Annotated in this window: 29 protein-coding genes and 1 pseudogene; all 30 read left to right on the plus strand. The window is 44.1% G+C overall.

Annotated features, from left to right (window positions below; translation table 11 throughout):
- Positions 1-129: pseudogene (gene tuf, locus NC796_RS25580) on the plus strand (elongation factor Tu); the annotation flags it as partial.
- A gap of 65 nt (positions 130-194) precedes the next feature.
- The gene (rpsJ, locus tag NC796_RS25585; RefSeq protein WP_165143918.1) at positions 195-506 is read left to right on the plus strand and encodes a 30S ribosomal protein S10; all 312 of its coding nucleotides are present in this window, start codon (positions 195-197) and stop codon (positions 504-506) included.
- A 20-nt stretch (positions 507-526) separates the two neighbouring features.
- Complete coding sequence (gene rplC, locus NC796_RS25590) at positions 527-1,153, plus strand: 50S ribosomal protein L3 (RefSeq protein WP_310688665.1); 627 nt, start codon at positions 527-529, stop codon at positions 1,151-1,153.
- Positions 1,154-1,169: 16 nt separating this feature from the next.
- Complete coding sequence (rplD, locus tag NC796_RS25595; RefSeq protein WP_310688666.1) at positions 1,170-1,820, plus strand: 50S ribosomal protein L4; 651 nt, start codon at positions 1,170-1,172, stop codon at positions 1,818-1,820.
- Positions 1,820-2,110, plus strand: coding sequence for a 50S ribosomal protein L23 (gene rplW, locus NC796_RS25600; protein ID WP_310688667.1), 291 nt, complete (start codon positions 1,820-1,822; stop codon positions 2,108-2,110). The genes rplD and rplW overlap by 1 nt, the downstream gene beginning before the upstream one ends.
- Positions 2,111-2,124: 14 nt before the next feature.
- Complete coding sequence (gene rplB / locus NC796_RS25605; protein ID WP_310688668.1) at positions 2,125-2,961, plus strand: 50S ribosomal protein L2; 837 nt, start codon at positions 2,125-2,127, stop codon at positions 2,959-2,961.
- Positions 2,962-2,966: 5 nt separating this feature from the next.
- Positions 2,967-3,254 carry a 30S ribosomal protein S19 gene (gene rpsS, locus NC796_RS25610; protein ID WP_310688669.1) on the plus strand — a complete coding sequence of 96 codons (288 nt, stop codon included), beginning with the start codon at positions 2,967-2,969 and terminating at the stop codon, positions 3,252-3,254.
- A gap of 12 nt (positions 3,255-3,266) precedes the next feature.
- Positions 3,267-3,647, plus strand: a complete 381-nt coding sequence (gene rplV, locus NC796_RS25615) for a 50S ribosomal protein L22 (RefSeq protein ID WP_409070424.1) — start codon at positions 3,267-3,269, stop codon at positions 3,645-3,647.
- A 14-nt stretch (positions 3,648-3,661) separates the two neighbouring features.
- Positions 3,662-4,405: a 30S ribosomal protein S3 gene (gene rpsC, locus NC796_RS25620; RefSeq protein WP_310688670.1), complete on the plus strand. Its 744-nt coding sequence runs from the start codon at positions 3,662-3,664 to the stop codon at positions 4,403-4,405.
- Between the two features lie 23 nt (positions 4,406-4,428).
- Positions 4,429-4,851: a 50S ribosomal protein L16 gene (gene rplP / locus NC796_RS25625; protein WP_310688671.1), complete on the plus strand. Its 423-nt coding sequence runs from the start codon at positions 4,429-4,431 to the stop codon at positions 4,849-4,851.
- 20 nt (positions 4,852-4,871) lie between these two features.
- Positions 4,872-5,090, plus strand: coding sequence for a 50S ribosomal protein L29 (gene rpmC, locus NC796_RS25630; RefSeq protein ID WP_310688672.1), 219 nt, complete (start codon positions 4,872-4,874; stop codon positions 5,088-5,090).
- An 11-nt stretch (positions 5,091-5,101) separates the two neighbouring features.
- Positions 5,102-5,365, plus strand: a complete 264-nt coding sequence (rpsQ, locus tag NC796_RS25635) for a 30S ribosomal protein S17 (protein WP_310688673.1) — start codon at positions 5,102-5,104, stop codon at positions 5,363-5,365.
- Between the two features lie 90 nt (positions 5,366-5,455).
- The gene (gene rplN, locus NC796_RS25640) at positions 5,456-5,824 is read left to right on the plus strand and encodes a 50S ribosomal protein L14 (RefSeq protein WP_310688674.1); all 369 of its coding nucleotides are present in this window, start codon (positions 5,456-5,458) and stop codon (positions 5,822-5,824) included.
- A 14-nt stretch (positions 5,825-5,838) separates the two neighbouring features.
- Positions 5,839-6,186, plus strand: a complete 348-nt coding sequence (rplX, locus tag NC796_RS25645; RefSeq protein ID WP_310688675.1) for a 50S ribosomal protein L24 — start codon at positions 5,839-5,841, stop codon at positions 6,184-6,186.
- Between the two features lie 15 nt (positions 6,187-6,201).
- Positions 6,202-6,753, plus strand: a complete 552-nt coding sequence (gene rplE, locus NC796_RS25650) for a 50S ribosomal protein L5 (protein WP_310688676.1) — start codon at positions 6,202-6,204, stop codon at positions 6,751-6,753.
- A gap of 21 nt (positions 6,754-6,774) precedes the next feature.
- Positions 6,775-7,044: a 30S ribosomal protein S14 gene (gene rpsN, locus NC796_RS25655; protein ID WP_310688677.1), complete on the plus strand. Its 270-nt coding sequence runs from the start codon at positions 6,775-6,777 to the stop codon at positions 7,042-7,044.
- A 19-nt stretch (positions 7,045-7,063) separates the two neighbouring features.
- Entirely contained in the window at positions 7,064-7,456 is a 393-nt protein-coding gene (rpsH, locus tag NC796_RS25660; RefSeq protein ID WP_310688678.1) for a 30S ribosomal protein S8, read from the plus strand.
- Between the two features lie 20 nt (positions 7,457-7,476).
- Positions 7,477-8,037 carry a 50S ribosomal protein L6 gene (rplF, locus tag NC796_RS25665; RefSeq protein ID WP_310688679.1) on the plus strand — a complete coding sequence of 187 codons (561 nt, stop codon included), beginning with the start codon at positions 7,477-7,479 and terminating at the stop codon, positions 8,035-8,037.
- 10 nt (positions 8,038-8,047) lie between these two features.
- Positions 8,048-8,416, plus strand: coding sequence for a 50S ribosomal protein L18 (rplR, locus tag NC796_RS25670; protein WP_310688680.1), 369 nt, complete (start codon positions 8,048-8,050; stop codon positions 8,414-8,416).
- A gap of 15 nt (positions 8,417-8,431) precedes the next feature.
- On the plus strand, positions 8,432-8,959 hold the full coding sequence (gene rpsE / locus NC796_RS25675; RefSeq protein WP_310688681.1) for a 30S ribosomal protein S5: 528 nt from the start codon (positions 8,432-8,434) through the stop codon (positions 8,957-8,959).
- A gap of 28 nt (positions 8,960-8,987) precedes the next feature.
- Positions 8,988-9,446 carry a 50S ribosomal protein L15 gene (gene rplO, locus NC796_RS25680; RefSeq protein ID WP_310688682.1) on the plus strand — a complete coding sequence of 153 codons (459 nt, stop codon included), beginning with the start codon at positions 8,988-8,990 and terminating at the stop codon, positions 9,444-9,446.
- Positions 9,447-9,473: 27 nt separating this feature from the next.
- On the plus strand, positions 9,474-10,784 hold the full coding sequence (gene secY, locus NC796_RS25685) for a preprotein translocase subunit SecY (protein WP_310688683.1): 1,311 nt from the start codon (positions 9,474-9,476) through the stop codon (positions 10,782-10,784).
- On the plus strand, positions 10,781-11,593 hold the full coding sequence (map, locus tag NC796_RS25690; RefSeq protein WP_310688684.1) for a type I methionyl aminopeptidase: 813 nt from the start codon (positions 10,781-10,783) through the stop codon (positions 11,591-11,593). The genes secY and map overlap by 4 nt, the downstream gene beginning before the upstream one ends.
- Positions 11,586-11,804 carry a translation initiation factor IF-1 gene (gene infA, locus NC796_RS25695; RefSeq protein WP_165143897.1) on the plus strand — a complete coding sequence of 73 codons (219 nt, stop codon included), beginning with the start codon at positions 11,586-11,588 and terminating at the stop codon, positions 11,802-11,804. The genes map and infA overlap by 8 nt, the downstream gene beginning before the upstream one ends.
- A gap of 29 nt (positions 11,805-11,833) precedes the next feature.
- Positions 11,834-11,950: a 50S ribosomal protein L36 gene (gene rpmJ, locus NC796_RS25700; protein ID WP_310688685.1), complete on the plus strand. Its 117-nt coding sequence runs from the start codon at positions 11,834-11,836 to the stop codon at positions 11,948-11,950.
- A gap of 14 nt (positions 11,951-11,964) precedes the next feature.
- Entirely contained in the window at positions 11,965-12,345 is a 381-nt protein-coding gene (rpsM, locus tag NC796_RS25705) for a 30S ribosomal protein S13 (protein ID WP_310688686.1), read from the plus strand.
- 20 nt (positions 12,346-12,365) lie between these two features.
- Positions 12,366-12,764, plus strand: coding sequence for a 30S ribosomal protein S11 (rpsK, locus tag NC796_RS25710; protein WP_310688687.1), 399 nt, complete (start codon positions 12,366-12,368; stop codon positions 12,762-12,764).
- Between the two features lie 100 nt (positions 12,765-12,864).
- The gene (rpsD, locus tag NC796_RS25715; protein ID WP_310688688.1) at positions 12,865-13,470 is read left to right on the plus strand and encodes a 30S ribosomal protein S4; all 606 of its coding nucleotides are present in this window, start codon (positions 12,865-12,867) and stop codon (positions 13,468-13,470) included.
- A 32-nt stretch (positions 13,471-13,502) separates the two neighbouring features.
- Positions 13,503-14,480 carry a DNA-directed RNA polymerase subunit alpha gene (locus NC796_RS25720; protein ID WP_310688689.1) on the plus strand — a complete coding sequence of 326 codons (978 nt, stop codon included), beginning with the start codon at positions 13,503-13,505 and terminating at the stop codon, positions 14,478-14,480.
- Between the two features lie 17 nt (positions 14,481-14,497).
- On the plus strand, positions 14,498-15,082 hold the full coding sequence (rplQ, locus tag NC796_RS26945) for a 50S ribosomal protein L17 (RefSeq protein ID WP_409070425.1): 585 nt from the start codon (positions 14,498-14,500) through the stop codon (positions 15,080-15,082).
- Positions 15,083-15,355 lie beyond the last annotated feature (273 nt).

A 15,355-nucleotide genomic window follows, 5' to 3' on the forward strand; every position in this document is an offset into this window, starting at 1 on the left:
CCGGGCGACAACGTCAGCATGACGGTGACCCTGATCCAGCCGGTAGCGATGGAAGAAGGGCTTCGGTTTGCGATCCGCGAGGGCGGGCGCACCGTGGGAGCCGGCGTGGTAAGTGAAATTATTGAATAAACGAATTGAAGAGCTGACGGCCGTCCAACTGACGGCCGTTGCTTTGAAAGAAAAACTGAATTACTGTGGCAACACAACAGAAAATAAGAATCAAGCTAAAGTCGTACGATCATAATCTGATCGATAAATCGGCTGAAAAGATCATTCAGACGGTAAAGTCTACGGGAGCAGTAGTATCAGGACCGATACCACTGCCTACCAAGAAGAATATCATTACGGTTAACCGGTCTGTTCATGTTAACAAGAAGTCACGTGAGCAGTTTGAGTATCGATCGCACAAGCGATTGATTGATATCCTTTCTACCGGTTCACAAACTGTAGATGCATTGATGAAGCTGGAGTTACCCTCTGGTGTGGATGTAGAAATTAAAGTGTAAACGCCTAGATAGATAGCACAATGAGTGGTTTAATAGGTAAAAAAATTGGAATGACCAACATGTATGACGCTGATGGCAGAAACTTTGCCGTTACTGTCATTGAGGTTGAGCCTTGTGTTGTTACCCAGATCAAGACGGAAGAAACTGACGGGTATGAGGCTGTTCAGCTTGCCGCTTTTGATAAGAAGGCAAAAAATGTCAGCAAGCAAGTGATTGGTCATTTTGAAAAAGCAGGAACATCGCCCAAAGAGTATGTGAAGGAATTCAAGGGCTTTGATACTGAAGGGCTGGAGCTCGGTGATGAACTTAATATTGAAGATATATTTACCGTAGGCAGCAGTGTAGATGTTGTCGGAGTCACAAAAGGTCGTGGATTTACCGGTGTCGTTAAACGTCACGGTTTTTCCGGGGTGGGTGAGGCCACACATGGACAGCATGACCGACAACGACATCCTGGTTCCATTGGACAGGCTTCAGATCCTGCACGAGTTTTTAAAGGAATTAAGATGGCTGGTCGTTCTGGTAATGAGCGAGCCAAGATTAAGAATCTTACAGTTGCAAAAATTCTTCCTGAATCGAATATGATTATGGTAACCGGATCAGTACCCGGCCCAAATGGAAGAGTTGTAGAAATTTATAACCGATAGTTGATAAATCGTCGAGATGAAATTATCAATATTTAATAAAGACGGGCAAGACGCCGGTAGTGAGGTTGACCTTCGGGATTCGATTTTTGACATCGAACCTAATGAAACCGTTGTTTATGAGGATGTACGTCGCTACCTGGCTCATCAACGCCAGGGTACGGCAAAAACGAAAGAACGAAGTGAAGTACGCGGCGGTGGTAGAAAAGCGTATCGCCAGAAAGGTACCGGTATGGCCCGACGTGGTTCTATTCGGTCTCCACTGCTGAAGGGTGGAGGAACGGTTTTCGGTCCCAAGCCTCGTAAATACGAGGTCAAAATGACCAAGAAAATGCGTCGATTGGCCCGAAAGTCCGCACTTTCTCAAAAAGCAGCTGAGGAGGCAATCCGGGTTGTTGAAGATCTTGAGTTTGAGGAACCCAAAACCAGTCGTGTTGCAGACTTAATCTCAACACTTGAGCTGGATGAAAAAAAGGTTCTTATTCTGACGGCCGAAACGGATGTCAATCTTTTTAAATCAGCTCGCAATATTCCTGAGGTGGAAGTGCTTGAAGCAGACAAGCCGACTACGTACGAAATCATGTATGCCGATGTATTGATTATCCAGGAAAGTGCAGTTGATGTACTGCAAGAATCTGTAGAACCAACCGCTAGTGAGGAGGCTGCGTAATGAAAGACGTTTTAAAACAACCATATATCACCGAAAAATCTACCAAAGACCAGTTTGACGGTAAATATGCTTTTGTTGTGGATAAGTACGCTTCCAAAAGTGATATCAAACAAGCTGTTGAGGATCGGTACCCTGAAGTAAAGGTAGGCAAGATTAATACTATGATTATGCCTTCCAAGCCGAAAGGACGCTTCACGCGGAGCGGTTACGTACAGGGACGATCAAAAGTTTGGAAGAAAGCTATTGTGACATTAAAAGAAGGTGAAATCGACTTTTTCAGCGAAATTTAAGATAGCACAGATCAATGCCAAATAAGAAAATAAAACCAAATACACCGGGCTCTCGGCACAGGATTGAACCGAAGTTCGATGATATTACGGTAAGTAAGCCAACGGTTAAAAGCCTTGTAAAAGGTAAGAGCAACACTGGCGGCCGTAACAAACAGGGACGTATGACAACTCGCCATCGTGGCGGTGGTCATAAGCGGCGTTATCGCCAAATTGATTTTAAGCGCGATAAAGCAGATATCCCTGCTAAAGTGCAGACTATTGAGTATGATCCCAATCGATCTGCTCGCATTGCACTGCTTGCTTATGCCGATGGTGAAAAACGATATATCATTGCACCACAAAATGTTGAAGTTGGTCAAACGCTTATCAGTGGTGAAAATGTGGAACCGGATGTCGGTAATGCATTGCCCATGAAGAACATGCCGCCTGGTACATTTATTTATAATATTGAGTTACATCCCGGGCAGGGCGGGCAGTTGTGCCGTAGCGCGGGAACCCAAGCCCAGATGGTAGCAAAAACTGATCGCTACGTGACAGTTAAGCTTCCATCCGGTGAAGTTCGCATGATATTGGGCAGGTGCTATGCAACAGTTGGAGCAACCAGCAACCCCGAGCATTTTAACGCTACATTGGGTAAAGCCGGTCGTAATCGGTGGAAAGGAAAGCGACCAACAACTCGTGGTGTAGCAATGAACCCAATTGATCACCCAATGGGTGGTGGTGAAGGAAAAGCTTCAGGTGGACACCCGCGTTCACCATGGGGGCAATCTTCTAAGGGTAAAAAAACTCGTAAACGTAGAAAGCTTTCAGATCGCTACATTGTTCGTAGCCGAAAGAAATCTAAGAAATAAGTATTATGCCAAGATCACTACGCAAAGGACCTTACGTATATTACAAGCTGCAGCGCAAAGTTGATGAGATGAATGAAAGTGGTAAAAAAAATGTCATCAAAACTTGGTCACGCAGCTCAATGATAACTCCCGATTTTGTGGGATTGACATTCGCCGTACACAACGGGAAACAGTTTATACCGGTGTACGTTTCTGACAACATGGTGGGGCACAAGTTAGGTGAGTTTGCTCCTACACGTACTTTCCGGGGACATCCGGTTAAAAAAGCAGAAAAAGCAGCAGTTAAACGATAAGGATTTTAAACAATGGCGGAAGAAACGAAAATAGAAGCACGAGCAGTGCAAAAATATTTGCGGAAATCACCGCGTAAAGTACGATTGGTTGTTGATGCCGTGCGGGGTGAAAATGTCGCAAAAGCACTGAAAAAGCTGGAGTTTATCAAGAAAGGATCAGCACCGGATGTTGCTAAAGTGATCAAATCGGCTGCTGCCAATGTTCGTGATAAGTTCCAGGAGGTACGTCCTGAAAATAATGAGTTGTACATCAAAGAAATTTATGTTGATGAAGGGCCAACGTTGAAGCGCATTCAACCGGCACCAATGGGACGTGCTCACCAGATACGAAAGCGTATGAGCCACATTACGGTGGTAGTTGGTACCAAAGAAGAAGAATTGATTAACGAATAAAGACAGGAAATACCTTGGGACAAAAAACACATCCAGTAGGTTTACGGCTCGGTATTATTCGCGGTTGGGATTCCAACTGGTATTCTGAAGAAAATGAGCCGGAAATACTCTATGAAGACACAAAACTGCGTGAGTATCTCCATACGCGACTGCGGAATGGCGGATTGTCTCGCGTAATTATTGAACGAACTCCTAAACGAATTCTTCTTACTCTTAAAACAAGCCGTCCGGGCGTCATTATTGGTAAAGGCGGAGAGCAGATTGAACTGCTTCGTGAAGAGTTGAAGGCCATTACCAATAAGGAAGTTCAGATTAATGTAAGCGAGATTAAACGACCTGAGACGGATGCCAGTTTGGTATCGCAAAACATTGCCCAACAGCTGGAAGCGCGAATTTCTTTCCGGCGTGCAATGAAGACCGCGATCTCCTCAGCAATGCGTATGGGCGCCAAGGGCATCAAGATTCGATGCGCGGGTCGCTTGGGAGGAGCAGAAATGGCGCGTACAGAGCAGTACAAGGAGGGACGAATTCCCCTGCATACGCTCCGTGCCGATATCGATTATCATAAATCAACGGCCAACACCATTTACGGATCAATTGGTGTTACCGTTTGGATTTTTAAAGGAGAAATACTGGGTGATATTGAACTGACACCTGGTGATGCTCATGAACAGCAAGAGCAACAGTCACGATCACGACGTGGCGGAGGAAAACGACGCTCACGACGAAATCGCCGACGAAGCAGAAGCAATAACTAGGAAATTTAGCATAGGTTAGAATCATGTTAGAACCAAAACAGGTACGCCGCCGCAGACAGCATCGCAGAAGCCTGAAAGGCACTGCACAACGCGGCCATACATTAGCGTTTGGTGATTTTGGGCTCAAAGCCTTGGAACCCAAGTATATCACCTCCCGACAGATTGAATCCTGCCGAATTACCATTGCTCGAACGTTGCAGCGCGATGGACAAACCTGGATTCGCATATTTCCCGATATGCCCAAAACTGCCCAGCCTGCTGAAACACGCATGGGTAAAGGTAAAGGAGCCGTCGAGAAGTATGTTGCTGTGGTAAAACCGGGGCGAATTTTGTTTGAAATAGCCGGTGTTTCTGAAGAACGCGCTCATGAAGCATTCCGAAGAGCTTCTCATAAACTGCCGATTAAAACAAAATTTATTGTTCGTCGCGACTACGACGGACCTTAATCAAAAGGAGTGTACTGAGTATGAAAGCACATGAAATGAGAGATTTGACCGTGACCGAACTCAAGGCTCGTCTCAATGATGAGCAGGAGGCTCTGAAAGATATGCAGTTTAACAAAGCAGTAGCAGGGCAGCTTGAGAATCCGGCACGAATTAGGATGACCAAACGGGAAATTGCCCGATTGAAGACCGTCATCCATGAAATGGAAAATGAAGAATCCCGATCAGAAGATACTGAGTAAGGAAAAGTTATATGGCACAGACTGAACGAGCACAAAGAAGAGAACGAACCGGTCGCGTTGTTAGCGACAGTATGGACAAAAGTATTACTGTTGCGGTTGATCGTCAGGTGAAGCACCCTATTTATGGGAAGTTCATCACCAAAACGACGAAATATATGGCACACGATGAGAAAAATGAGGCGAATGTGGGGGACAAAGTACACATTATGTCTACACGCCCTCTTTCCAAGCGTAAGACCTGGCGACTGGTAGAGATCCTTCAACGCGCCAAATAAACTACAGATTGAACTGATTAGCCTGATGGCAGGTTTTGTCACGAATAATCAATCTGCTTAATCAGCGAAAAATATTTCTAGGAAGCAACAATGGTACAGATTCAAACAGTATTAAATGTGGCAGACAACAGCGGCGCCCGAAAGCTGCAGTGTATTAAAGTGCTGGGTGATTCCCGCAAACGTTACGCCCGTGTCGGAGATTTGATCTCCTGTTCCGTGAAAACGGCAATACCGGGAGGAAATGTTAAAAAGGGGGAAGTAGTAACAGCTGTTGTTGTACGGACCAAGAAGGAATTGCGAAGACGTGACGGCAGCTATATCCGCTTTGATGAAAATGCGGCCGTTATCATTAATAAGGAGAACGAGCCAGTGGGGACACGAATTTTTGGCCCCGTTGCCCGAGAGCTCCGCGAACGCAATTTCATGCGTATTGTCTCACTTGCTCCTGAAGTACTCTAAAAACTTGTTGAATTATGTCTAGCAGAAAAAAGAAGAAATTACATGTTAAAAAAGGCGATGACGTTAAAGTCATAGCCGGAAATGACAAGGGCAAAGAAGGACGCGTATTGGCGGTATTCCCGAAGAAGGATCGAGTCCTTGTAGAGGGTATCAATATGCGCGTTCATCACGACAAGCCCAGTCAACAGAATCCACAGGGTGGACGAATTGAACGTGAAGCCCCTGTGCACATATCCAACGTAATGGTGATTGATCCTAACTCCGGAGAACCGACACGGATTGGCCGCAAGCGTATTGAAGAAGATGGCGGCGGACGTTGGGTGCGATATGCGAAAACAAGTGGTGAAATCATAGACAATTAAGAGTTTTAGAAAGTAATGGCTGAAGCAAGATTAAGTACACAGTACAAAGAAGAAATTATTCCCCAGCTTAAGGAGGGTTTTGGGTACGACAATATTATGGCGGTACCCAAACTTGTTAAGATCGTAATTAACGCTGGTGTGGGTGATGCTGTCGAAAATGAGAAAGTACTCGACACGGTTGTTAACAACATGGCTAAAATCACAGGACAACAGCCGGTTAAAACCCGATCCAAAAAGTCGATCTCAAATTTTAAGCTGCGGCAGGGAATGCCGATCGGTTGCAAGGTAACACTGCGTAAACGCATCATGTTTGAGTTCCTTGACCGACTGATTAACCTGGCACTGCCGCGAACTCGTGATTTCCAGGGTGTACCAGATAAGAGCTTTGATGGTCGTGGTAACTATACACTCGGTATTAAGGAACACACTATTTTCCCTGAAATTAACACCGATGATGTCGACTTGGTGCATGGAATGGATATCACGTTTGTTACGACTGCAGAAACTGATGAGGAAGCATACGCCCTGTTGAAAGGGTTCGGAATGCCATTTGTCAAACGAAATTAACTCCAAAAGCATCCTACTATTATGGCTAAGAAAGCATGGATAGCTCGCAATAAAAAGCGAAAAGAACTTTACGAGAAGTACAAAGATAAGCGTCAGAAGCTCAAGGAAGAGGGTAAATGGGAAGAGCTCCAAAAGCTTCCCCGGAACTCTAGTCCAACACGGCAAAACAACCGTTGCAGTTTAACGGGACGTTCACGTGGTTTCATCCGCAAATATGGTGTCTCACGAATCAAGTTTCGTGAATTGGCCCTCGATGGAAAGATACCTGGCGTTCGAAAGGCAAGTTGGTAACACAGTAATTTAGAAACTTATGTCTGATCCAGTAGCAGATTATTTAGCACGAATTCGCAACGCTCAACAAGCCGGGCATCGTCGTGTAGACATCCCCGCCTCAAAGTTGAAACGTGCGATTACAAAAATCCTTTTAGATAAAGGATATATACAGAGATACATTAACATTGATGACGGAAAGCAGGGGCTGTTACGCATCTTCCTCAAGTATGATGCCTACGGTCAACCGGTTATTAAAAACATGAAACGTAAATCTAAACCGGGACTTCGACTGTACACCGATGCAGACAGTATACCAAGAGCCCTGAATGGACTGGGAGTTGTAATACTTTCAACCTCCCGTGGCGTCATGACCGATAAAGAGGCCCGTAAGTTGCATGTTGGCGGTGAAATTCTCTGTTCAGTTTATTAATCAATAAAGTTTGAAGCGCTATGTCACGTATCGGACAACAACCGATTTCATTACAAGATAATGTTGAATTCAGCATTGATGCCGATAATGTAGTTACCATTAAAGGGAAAAAGGGCAGCGATTCTGTCAAAGTTGATCCCAGCATTACTGTTGAAAAACAAGATGGTGAGATTGTACTCACCCGTAACTCGGAAGTCAAAGAAGTGCGGTCATTGCACGGTCTATACCGTTCATTGATTGCTAATATGGTAACCGGTGTTACCGATGGATATCAAAAGAAATTAGAGATTATTGGGGTTGGTTACCGGGCCGCTTTTAACGGTGGTGTGCTGGAACTGAACCTGGGATTCTCACATCCCATTTATTTCGTTCCCCCGGATGGTATCGATATTGAAGTGGATACCAAATCCAAGAAGAACCCATTAATCATTGTTTCTGGAATAAATAAAGAATTAGTCGGACAGGTTTCAGCAAAGATCCGATCCCTTCGTCCGCCAGAGCCCTATAAAGGCAAAGGCGTTCGTTACGAAGACGAGTGGGTACGACGCAAAGCTGGTAAATCTGCTGCTAAAGGTGCATAGAAATTGAACAATGGAAAAGAATAAGAAAAAGACAGAACGACGAAATAAAATACGTCGCCGTATTCGGTCGACTATTCGTGGAACTTCAAAACGTCCACGGTTGAGCATCTACAAGAGTAACAAGCATGTATATGCCCAGTTGATTGATGATCGTGATAGTCATACGCTTGCTACTGCATCTACACAAACGGATGCCATTGAAAGTGAGCTGAAAGACAAAACGAAGTCAGAAGGTGCAAAAGTCGTCGGAGCGCATCTGGCGAAACTGGCCCAGGAAAAAGGAATCAACAAAGTTGTATTTGACCGAAGTGGGTATAAATACCACGGTGTAATCAAGTCTCTGGCTGAAGGAGCACGAGAAGCAGGTTTAGACTTTTAAAAACGATTTAACATTATGCCAAAGAAGATCAAGAAAAGACATAATATTAAACCAGCTAACCTGAATTTAGAGGAAAAGCTGGTACACATTAACCGTGTCTCTAAAGTAGTTAAAGGTGGGCGCCGTTTTAGTTTCAACGCCATTGTGGTAGTTGGAAATAAAGATGGGGTCGTGGGCCATGGACTCGGGAAAGCCAACGAGGTCTCTGATGCAATCCAGAAAGGATTCGACAACGCAAAAAAGAACCTCATTAAAGTTCCGATGACCAGAACTGGTAGTATATACCACACCATTACTGGTAAAGAGGGAGCTGGAGAAGTTCTGCTTCGTCCCGCCTCCGAAGGTACTGGTGTAATTGCTGGGGGACCGGTCAAAGCACTGCTTGATATTGCTGGCGTCAAGAATATTTTGACTAAATCGATTGGATCCTCCAATCCGCACAATATGGTGAAAGCAACTTACAATGCTTTGAAAGAGTTGGTTGACCCGGTTGAAGTTGCCCAGCGACGAGGTGTTTCGCTTGAAAAAGTATTTGAAGGATAAACGCAAAGAATCTAACTGATTGAATCTTATGGATTTAAGTAATTTAAAAGCGCCAAAGCCCAATAAAAAGAATAAGAAGCGTATTGGACGTGGGCAAGGTTCTGGTTATGGTGGTCATACTGTGGGTAAAGGACACAACGGACAGAAAGCCAGGAGCGGACACAAGGAAAAATTTTGGTTTGAAGGTGGACAGATGCCACTTCAGCGTCGTGTCCCAAAATTCGGTTTTAATAATCCCTTCCGCACCGATTATGAAGCGTTGAATGTAGATACGCTTGATGGTTTTATTGGTCTTGGAAAACTGGATAAAAAGGTAACGATTTCTGATCTTCGGTCAGCTGGTGTCATTGGCAAGTCTGATCTTGTCAAGCTACTTGGCCGGGGCAAAATTGAAACGAAAGTGGATATTGAAGTTCATGCTGCAAGTAAATCGGCTAAAAAGAAGATTGAGGACGCCGGTGGATCAGTTACGATTGTAGAAAACTAATTAAACTTACCAGAGTCACAGCAGCTAATGAGTATAATCGAAAATTTTCGAAATATATTTAAGATTGAGGATCTGCGTGATCGTATCCTGTACGTTCTCGGGATTCTCATGGTGTATCGTATTGGTAGTTATGTAACCCTGCCGGGAATCGATGCATCTCAACTAACTCAACAAACTGGAAATGCCTCCAGCTTGCTTGGGTTGTTCGATATGTTCGTTGGAGGGGCTTTCGCCCGGGCTGGTGTGTTTGCTTTGGGAATTATGCCCTACATTACGGCAGCCATTATCATTCAGTTGATGGGGGCCGTTGTTCCGTACTTCCAAAAATTACAGCGAGAAGGAGAGGATGGCCGACGTAAGATTAACAGGCTTACCCGATATGGTACGGTGGGTATTACGTTAGTACAATCGATCGGTTTTTCAATTAACCTGATGGCTACTTCTCCAAATGCCATTGTAGTGAGTAACATGACGTTTATACTTACTTCCATGATTATTCTTACTGCAGGAACAACATTTGTAATGTGGCTCGGTGAGCGAATCTCTGACCGCGGAATTGGAAATGGTATTTCCATCATCATTATGGTAGGTATTATCGCAGCACTACCGACCAATGTTATTAATGAATTTACAACCAAGAGCAACCTGATCATCTTTATTGTAGAGATTGCAGCACTGCTTTTGGTAATTGCATTTTGTGTGCTGCTTACGCAGGGAGTTCGCAAAATTCCTGTTCAGTATGCCAAACGAGTTGTTGGAAGAAAGGTATATGGTGGAACAACCCAGTATCTGCCCCTGAAGGTGAATGCTGCTGGAGTTATGCCGATTATTTTTGCTCAGTCTATTATGTTTATTCCAAGCACAATCGGCACCTTCTTCCCGAATAACGCCACTGTTCAAATGTTGACCGCATGGTCAGCTGATTTCACTGGCGTGACCTACTCGATCATATTCTTTATCATTTGCGTATTCTTCACCTACTTTTACACCGCTATCTCGGTCAATCCCAGAGAGATGGCCGATACTATGAAGCGACAGGGTGGATTTATTCCAGGAGTTCGACCTGGTAAACAAACAGTAGAGTTTATTGACAATATTTTGACCAAAGTGACCCTTCCAGGAGCAATATTCCTGGGATTCATAGCAATCATGCCCGCGTTTGCTGCCCGACTTGGAGTAACACCTGGATTTGCCATGTTCTACGGCGGAACTAGTTTGTTAATTATCGTGGGGGTTGCAATCGATACGCTGCAGCAAATTGAAAGCCATCTGATGATGCGTCATTACGATGGATTTATGAAATCCGGTAAAATCAAAGGAAGGCGCAGGGCGGGATGATTTTCCTGAAAAGCGAATCCGAAATTGACAAGATGCGTGAAAGCGCACAGTTGGTTTCGCGAACACTGGCTGAGGTCGCAAAACATATTGAGCCGGGCGTTTCCACGGCTAAACTTGATCGGATAGCAGAGGATTTCATCCAAAAACACAATGGGACACCCGCTTTCAAAGGGTATGGGCCGAAAGGAAATGAGTTTCCGGCAACATTGTGTATTTCCCTAAATGATGAGGTTGTTCACGGAATCCCAAGTGAATCTCGCACGTTAAGTGAAGGTGATATTGTTTCCATTGACTGTGGGGTCGAAAAGGACGGATTCTTTGGAGACCATGCTTACACATTTGCCGTTGGCGAGTGTGAAGAAGAGACTTTGAAATTGTTGAGAACAACGCTTGAGTCCCTGTACAAAGGGATTGAGCAAGCGATACATGGTAACAAAATTGGCGATATTTCTAATGCCGTGCAGTTACATTGTGAAGAGCAGGGATACGGTGTCGTCCGAGACCTTGTTGGCCACGGCTTGGGAAAGTCGCTTCATGAAGATCCTTCCGTCCCAAACTTTGGAAAAGCGGGGCGGGGTGAACGACTTCGGTCGGGAATGACATTAGCCATTGAGCCGATGGTTACATTGGGTAATTGGAAAGTTCAAACCCAAGAAGATGGCTGGACGGTTAAAACCGCCGACGGAAGTATTGCAGCCCACTACGAACACGATATTGTGGTTCGCGAAGGAAAGGCTGAAATTCTAAGTACGTTTGATTATATTAGAGAGATAACCAAAAATCGAATAGCAGCAGGAATTCATGGCTAAAGAAGAGCCTATTAAACAGGACGGAGAAATAATTGAAGCATTGCCAAATGCCCAGTTCCGTGTGGAACTGGATAATGGTCATGAGATATTGGCTCATGTATCTGGCAAAATGAGAATGCACTATATTAAAATTCTCCCTGGCGATCGTGTCGCTGTGGAGATGTCACCATATGACCTATCCAAAGGTCGTATTACTTATCGATATAAGTAGAAGTTGAATTAAAAACTATAGTCAATACAATGAAGACTAAGTCCTCAGTAAAAAAGCGAAGTCCAGACGATAAAATTGTACGCCGAAATGGACGCGTATATGTAATTAACAAGAAGAACCCTCGTCACAAACAGCGGCAAGGATAAAACAGAATAGATTTATGGCAAGAATTGCTGGAATTGATTTACCCAAGGAAAAACGCGGCGAAATAGGTCTTACCTATATTTATGGTATCGGTCGGTCCACAGCTCAGGATATTTTAGATGAGGTGGGAATTGATCGCAGTACCAAAGTGGTAGACTGGACTGATGAACAGGTCGCTGATCTGCGGAAAAAAATCGACAACGAATATAAGGTGGAAGGTGCACTGCGCACTGAAGTTAACCAGAATATTCGTCGATTGATTGAAATTGGTTCCTATCGCGGAAGCCGCCATCGCAAGGGGCTTCCGGTACGGGGCCAACGGACCCAGACGAATGCACGTACTCGAAAGGGTAAACGCAGAACTGTTGCCGGTAAGAAGAAAGCTCCAAAGACGTAATACATTAACAGTTATAAAATATGGCAAAGCGACAACGACCTTCAGCTAAGAAAAAACGTAAAAAGCAGGTTTCCGATCCTAATGGTATGGCCTTTATAAAGGCTACCTTCAATAATGTCATCGTAACGGTGACAGATGCCGATGGTAACGCACTTTCATGGTCATCGGCAGGTAAAGAAGGATTTAAGGGATCCCGAAAGAATACTCCGTACGCTGCCCAATTGAGTGCTGAAACTGCTGCAACTGCGGCATATGAAATGGGGCTCCGGAGAGTGGAAGTTTTTGTAAAGGGGCCCGGTTCAGGACGTGAATCTGCTATCAGGGCACTTGCAACAAGTGGTTTGGAGATTACTACTATTAAAGACAGAACTCCGATACCACACAACGGTTGCCGACCACCTAAACGTCGTAGAGTTTAAATAATCTTTAATTCTCGATTTTGGATTAGTAGTTGTACTGACTTATCAAGACAACTGGAACGATTCAAAATGTTAATATACCTAATTCACAATTTAAGAAATGGCACGATACAGAGGTCCTAAACAGAAGAAAGCAAGAAGATTTCGGGAGCCGATTTTTGGACCCAGTAAGGCATTGGAAAGAAAGCCTTACGGACCAGGTGAGCACGGACGGTCTCGATATTCACGGAAATCAGAATATGCGATTCAGCTTGAGGAGAAGCAGAAGGCCAAATACACTTATGGTCTGCTGGAAAAACAATTCTCCAACCTGTTTAAAAAAGCGAACGCAAAAGATGGTGTAACCGGTGAAATCTTGCTTCAATATCTTGAGAGCCGATTGGATAACACTGTATACCGTTTGGGTATGGCCAGGACGCGTCGCCAGGCCCGGCAGTTGGTGAGCCACAAGCATATTGCAGTTAATGGGGAAATTGTGAATATCCCCTCATACCACATGAAAACTGGAGATGTGGTATCGGTACGACCCAAATCAAGAAATCTTGAGATTATCGAAGATTCTCTTGCACACAGCCCAACAAGTAAGTACAAATGGCTGGAGATTGATAAAAAAGCCAAATCAGGGAAGTTTTTGAACTACCCCTCAATGGAGGAAATTCCTGAAAATATAAATGTACAGCTGATTGTTGAGCTCTACTCCAAGTAAACTTTGTAAACTATTAAAGTATTTAGCCTATTATGAGTAACTATAGCATTCAAATGCCTGAGGCCCTCGAGGTTGAAGAATCAAATGATACATTTGGTACATTTATTCTGCAACCCCTTGAAAGAGGCTTTGGCGTTACAATAGGAAACTCGTTTCGACGTATCCTTCTCTCATCGTTGCCTGGAATCGCTATTAATGCTGTGAAAATCAATGGTGTTGAGCACGAATACTCCAGCATCAAAGGAGTTAAAGAGGATGTTTATGAAATTATCCTCAATCTCAAAGAGGTCCGGTTCAAATCAGTAGAGCAAAATAGTGGAGTGATCCATATCTCAAAAAGTGGTGAGGGAGTTTTCACCGCCCAGGATATTGACGATGCTACTGCAGATTTTGACGTATTAAACCCGGATCAAGTTATTGCTCACTGTGCAGAAGATGCTGATCTGGAAATAGAGTTGCGCGTAGGTCGGGGGCGTGGATATGTCCCGTCGGAAGAGCAAAATATCGACAGTGAAGATGATGTTAACCTGATTCCGATTGATGCAATCTATACTCCGATCAAGCAGGTACAGTATGATGTCGAAAATGTGCGGGTAGGTCAGCGTACTGACTACGAGAAGCTGATCATGAACGTGACAACCGATGGATCAATTAATGCGAAAGAGGCTCTTACCATTGCAGGCAAGATACTCGGTGAGCATGTAGACAGATTTATTACTGAAAAAATTGAAGAGCCTTTCACTCAGGAAGAAGAAGAGGTTGATGCCGAGAAGCAACGAATTACGAACTTGCTGAAGACCAGTATAGAGGATCTCAATTTGAGTGTTAGGTCCTACAACTGTCTTAAATCGGCAAATATCAATACCATTGGGGAGCTGGTTGAGCGTGATGAGCAAGATTTGCTCAAGTTCCGCAACTTTGGTAAAAAATCTCTGGCCGAACTTGTTGAGGTTATTGAAGATAAAAATCTCCACTTCGGCATGGATACATCAAAATATTTGGATAAGTAATAAAGGATTTTTGAACAATGCGTCATTTAGTTAGAGGAAAAAGACTTGGTCGTGATGTTTCTCACAGGAAAGCGACCCTGCAGGCTCTATCTGTAGCTCTAATAAAAGAGCACAGGATAGTAACGACACTATCCAAGGCTAAGGAGCTCAGAAAGCACGTAGAACCGATTATTACACGGGCAAAAGAGGACACGTCTCACAACCGGAGACAAGTCTTTGGCAAGCTGCAGGATAAAGAGGCTGTGTCGCATCTCTTTGAAGAGGTAGCCCAGAAGGCTTTGGATCGACCCGGAGGTTATACCAGGATTATTAAAGCTGGTTTCCGTAAGGGTGATGGGGCAGAGCAGGCTGTCATTGAATTGGTTGATTATAATGATATTAAACCTGAGCAGAGTTCCAGTAAAAAACGAACTCGACGTGCAGGTAAATCAAACAAGCCAACCTCTACAACAGAGACCAAGAGTAAAGAGAAAGAAGCGGAAGAGGAAACAGCCAAGGCTGAAGATACCACTAATGAAGATCCTAAAAAGCAAGCTAAGCAGGATCAGGAAGTAGAAGACTCAAAAGGTGAAGAGAAAACTTCAGCTGACGAGGAAGAGTAGATTATTTATTGATCTGTAGCGTGCCAAAAAATATCCGAGAAACTTTAATTATTTGTTGACACGTAGTTAATTATCCCTTATCATTGGAGCGCCTTGGATGAAGGGCAAAGCAAATAGATTTTTAAGCGACATCCAAGGCATTATTTTTTGTTCTTTTTCGTAATGAGACAGACAGGTAATCGCATAGTGCGACCCGTTGATTGATTTCGATTGATTGACGATTTAAAAAACGGCCGGGAGGCAGACTCGAAGTTATTAGGTGTTTTTATATAC

Origin of the sequence: Aliifodinibius sp. S!AR15-10, from assembly GCF_031569985.1 — a bacterium.
In the GTDB taxonomy this organism is placed as follows: domain Bacteria; phylum Bacteroidota; class Rhodothermia; order Balneolales; family Balneolaceae; genus JAMQKA01.

Bases quoted from the DNA above. Each gene is read 5' to 3' on its own strand.
- rplC (WP_310688665.1), top strand. From the start codon at position 527: ATGAGTGGTTTAATAGGTAAAAAAATTGGAATGACCAACATGTATGAC.
- rplD (WP_310688666.1), top strand. From the start codon at position 1,170: ATGAAATTATCAATATTTAATAAAGACGGGCAAGACGCCGGTAGTGAG.
- rplW (WP_310688667.1), top strand. From the start codon at position 1,820: ATGAAAGACGTTTTAAAACAACCATATATCACCGAAAAATCTACCAAA.
- rplB (WP_310688668.1), top strand. From the start codon at position 2,125: ATGCCAAATAAGAAAATAAAACCAAATACACCGGGCTCTCGGCACAGG.
- rpsS (WP_310688669.1), top strand. From the start codon at position 2,967: ATGCCAAGATCACTACGCAAAGGACCTTACGTATATTACAAGCTGCAG.
- rplV (WP_409070424.1), top strand. From the start codon at position 3,267: ATGGCGGAAGAAACGAAAATAGAAGCACGAGCAGTGCAAAAATATTTG.
- rplP (WP_310688671.1), top strand. From the start codon at position 4,429: ATGTTAGAACCAAAACAGGTACGCCGCCGCAGACAGCATCGCAGAAGC.
- rpmC (WP_310688672.1), top strand. From the start codon at position 4,872: ATGAAAGCACATGAAATGAGAGATTTGACCGTGACCGAACTCAAGGCT.
- rpsQ (WP_310688673.1), top strand. From the start codon at position 5,102: ATGGCACAGACTGAACGAGCACAAAGAAGAGAACGAACCGGTCGCGTT.
- rplN (WP_310688674.1), top strand. From the start codon at position 5,456: ATGGTACAGATTCAAACAGTATTAAATGTGGCAGACAACAGCGGCGCC.
- rplX (WP_310688675.1), top strand. From the start codon at position 5,839: ATGTCTAGCAGAAAAAAGAAGAAATTACATGTTAAAAAAGGCGATGAC.
- rplE (WP_310688676.1), top strand. From the start codon at position 6,202: ATGGCTGAAGCAAGATTAAGTACACAGTACAAAGAAGAAATTATTCCC.
- rpsN (WP_310688677.1), top strand. From the start codon at position 6,775: ATGGCTAAGAAAGCATGGATAGCTCGCAATAAAAAGCGAAAAGAACTT.
- rpsH (WP_310688678.1), top strand. From the start codon at position 7,064: ATGTCTGATCCAGTAGCAGATTATTTAGCACGAATTCGCAACGCTCAA.
- rplF (WP_310688679.1), top strand. From the start codon at position 7,477: ATGTCACGTATCGGACAACAACCGATTTCATTACAAGATAATGTTGAA.
- rplR (WP_310688680.1), top strand. From the start codon at position 8,048: ATGGAAAAGAATAAGAAAAAGACAGAACGACGAAATAAAATACGTCGC.
- rpsE (WP_310688681.1), top strand. From the start codon at position 8,432: ATGCCAAAGAAGATCAAGAAAAGACATAATATTAAACCAGCTAACCTG.
- rplO (WP_310688682.1), top strand. From the start codon at position 8,988: ATGGATTTAAGTAATTTAAAAGCGCCAAAGCCCAATAAAAAGAATAAG.
- secY (WP_310688683.1), top strand. From the start codon at position 9,474: ATGAGTATAATCGAAAATTTTCGAAATATATTTAAGATTGAGGATCTG.
- map (WP_310688684.1), top strand. From the start codon at position 10,781: ATGATTTTCCTGAAAAGCGAATCCGAAATTGACAAGATGCGTGAAAGC.
- infA (WP_165143897.1), top strand. From the start codon at position 11,586: ATGGCTAAAGAAGAGCCTATTAAACAGGACGGAGAAATAATTGAAGCA.
- rpmJ (WP_310688685.1), top strand. From the start codon at position 11,834: ATGAAGACTAAGTCCTCAGTAAAAAAGCGAAGTCCAGACGATAAAATT.
- rpsM (WP_310688686.1), top strand. From the start codon at position 11,965: ATGGCAAGAATTGCTGGAATTGATTTACCCAAGGAAAAACGCGGCGAA.
- rpsK (WP_310688687.1), top strand. From the start codon at position 12,366: ATGGCAAAGCGACAACGACCTTCAGCTAAGAAAAAACGTAAAAAGCAG.
- rpsD (WP_310688688.1), top strand. From the start codon at position 12,865: ATGGCACGATACAGAGGTCCTAAACAGAAGAAAGCAAGAAGATTTCGG.
- NC796_RS25720 (WP_310688689.1), top strand. From the start codon at position 13,503: ATGAGTAACTATAGCATTCAAATGCCTGAGGCCCTCGAGGTTGAAGAA.
- rplQ (WP_409070425.1), top strand. From the start codon at position 14,498: ATGCGTCATTTAGTTAGAGGAAAAAGACTTGGTCGTGATGTTTCTCAC.